The organism is Enterobacter cloacae complex sp. P2B (assembly GCF_014895985.1).
GTDB classification, from domain to species: Bacteria; Pseudomonadota; Gammaproteobacteria; order Enterobacterales; family Enterobacteriaceae; genus Enterobacter; species Enterobacter bugandensis.
Map to the genome: position 1 here is coordinate 1 of NZ_JADBQQ010000012.1, position 2,246 is coordinate 2,246.

A 2,246-nucleotide genomic window follows, 5' to 3' on the forward strand; every position below is an offset into this window, starting at 1 on the left:
GTTTTACATCATCAATAAACTTATTGATGCCACTATCTGAATTACCGTCATAGGTTAATGCATACACCAAATCTTGCTGGCCTATATTTTTACCCATAGAATTTAATCGAGAAAATACTTCAACTACTTCAGAAAGGCTGCCCCCATCGAGTTTGATAACAGCCATTTTGTATTTTCTAATTTTATCCGCCAATGACTCAGCCTTTTCAATCAGTGAATCATCAGAAGTTAACTCAATTATGCGCCGAGCTTCCTTCAAGAAAGACGTGGTCTTCCTCAAAGACTTAATACTTATTAAATGAGGATCGTCAATTTTAGAAGAGGAGTGTGTGAAGACGTTATCTTTAAGATTGAAATAAAGGTCCCATTTACCATTTTCATCTACAATATCATCTGATAAACAACAAAATAGTGTTGTGAGTCTTTGCTGCCCGTCAACAATATAATATCTTTCCCCTGAAGAAACAGTTACAGATCTTCCCCCAACATAGTTTGGAGTGGGAATATCATTACCGCCACCATTCCAAAGGAGGATAGATCCGATTGGGTAGCCTTTATAAATGCTATCAAAAAGATATTTAATATCTTTTTCTTTCCATACATATGGTCTTTGAAATTCAGGCAAAACAATCTTCCCATTTTCGATGCTTAAGACCAAATCATCGATAAACATCACTTCTGGGCTTACTGATGGTATTCCACTTTTATTATCACTCATAAAACCCTCTCAATAGCCTGACAAATGTTAATAAATTCTGAGCTTATTTTACCACAACGAGTATCAAAGTCACCTTTTGTTAAAATCTTATCTTCAGCATAAACCAATTCAGCAATGTCTTTACCGAAGCCATTTTTTATAGCCTGATAAACGTCATCTTTTAGATCAGAATACAATCCATTAAATAAATCATCATTTTTTTTCCAGTGCCCTCCCCTTTTCTTAAATCCAAACTTATAATCGTAATAATCTTTTTGTTCGACTGAAAGGGTATTAAACTTTTGAATAATAGTCTTTCGTGCATGATCTAAAGAACTAATAATAGAGTCAGGTATATAGTTTTCTATTTCTCTTTTTTGCAAGGTGCAACAAACCACACCTTGTTCTTTAGCTGTATCAATTATTTTTTGCTGAACTTCACTGATATTGCAAGTTGGATTCAAACGATCAGAATCATGAATTACAACAATTCGATTTAAACCGTTCATTTTCGCTGATTCATTTTTTATATGTTTAGGTATTTCACCACAACCGCCTGCTCCCTTTATCTCCCAAGATTTGTTTTTCGATTCAAGTAAATATCCTTTGCCTTGACTTTTTATTACCACTTCGATAAATGCGGCATCACTAAATTCATTTTCTAAAATTAAAACGGCCTTTCTGCTTAAAATTTCATTTAACTGTGATGCTTTAATGGTATGATTTCTATCATTACTCACAGTAACTGTTATTCCATAGGAAAAATTTTTATATCCTGATGCAACAACTAGTCTCTTTAAATATTCCCTATCAGTGTTAGAAATGTTGCTATTATTCATCAAATCTTGGATGTTAGAAACATCCAATGAATGGTTCTCTCTATGTGAAAGCATTCCTGTAAAAAATAATAATTTATCTTCTGGATTAGCTAATATTGCAGGATCACATTTGATTTTCATCATTTCCTCCTGCATTGTTAATGGCAATAACCTCTTCAAAATCCTCTTCAAATATTCCTGATGGCCACCAACTCACTGAACCATTTTTATTTATTTCAATCGGTTTTAGACATGCTGTTCTATTTTCCATATCATAGTCAACATAAACAAGATTTACATCCTTGTTATTTATTCCTTCTGCAATTCGGCGCCTAACTCTTAAAACAAATTCTTTTGAGTGAGTCTCAATCAATATTATATTTGAGTCCTTGGCTTCAAGGTATAAATCTGCAACAATCCCACAAGCAGCTGGGTGGATATGTAATTCAGGCTGCTCAATAATTTCGATGCCATCTATACCCTTGAGATCACGAACATTTCTGTTGACTATTGATGGGAATACTTGTGCGAATCCCATCCCTTCATCTATTATATTTGACTCATTATGTTCACTAATGCAATATACAGAGAATGATTGCCCAAGGGATTTGATTGAAAAATATTTACCATTAAAGTTGATTTGCATCCATTTTTTTATTTTTTCGCCAAGCAAACCATTAGATTTTTTCTCTAAATCATTAAAAACATATGGTGCATTTTGACCTCTGTCT

Annotated in this window: 3 protein-coding genes; all 3 read right to left on the reverse strand. The window is 33.4% G+C overall.

Translation table 11 applies throughout. The features are described from left to right. The coding region (locus IM313_RS12155) for a DUF262 domain-containing protein (RefSeq protein WP_193056097.1) at window positions 1-718 on the reverse strand (718 nt) is incomplete at its 3' end. Next, entirely contained in the window at window positions 715-1,659 is a 945-nt protein-coding gene (locus tag IM313_RS12160) for a hypothetical protein (RefSeq protein WP_163332806.1), read from the reverse strand. The genes IM313_RS12160 and IM313_RS12155, both read right to left, overlap by 4 nt. Next, window positions 1,640-2,246: hypothetical protein (locus tag IM313_RS12165; RefSeq protein ID WP_226858816.1), on the reverse strand; the 607-nt coding region annotated here is incomplete at its 5' end. The genes IM313_RS12160 and IM313_RS12165, both read right to left, overlap by 20 nt.

Coding starts and splice junctions, on each gene's coding strand:
- IM313_RS12160 (WP_163332806.1), bottom strand. CDS start 1,659: ATGATGAAAATCAAATGTGATCCTGCAATATTAGCTAATCCAGAAGAT.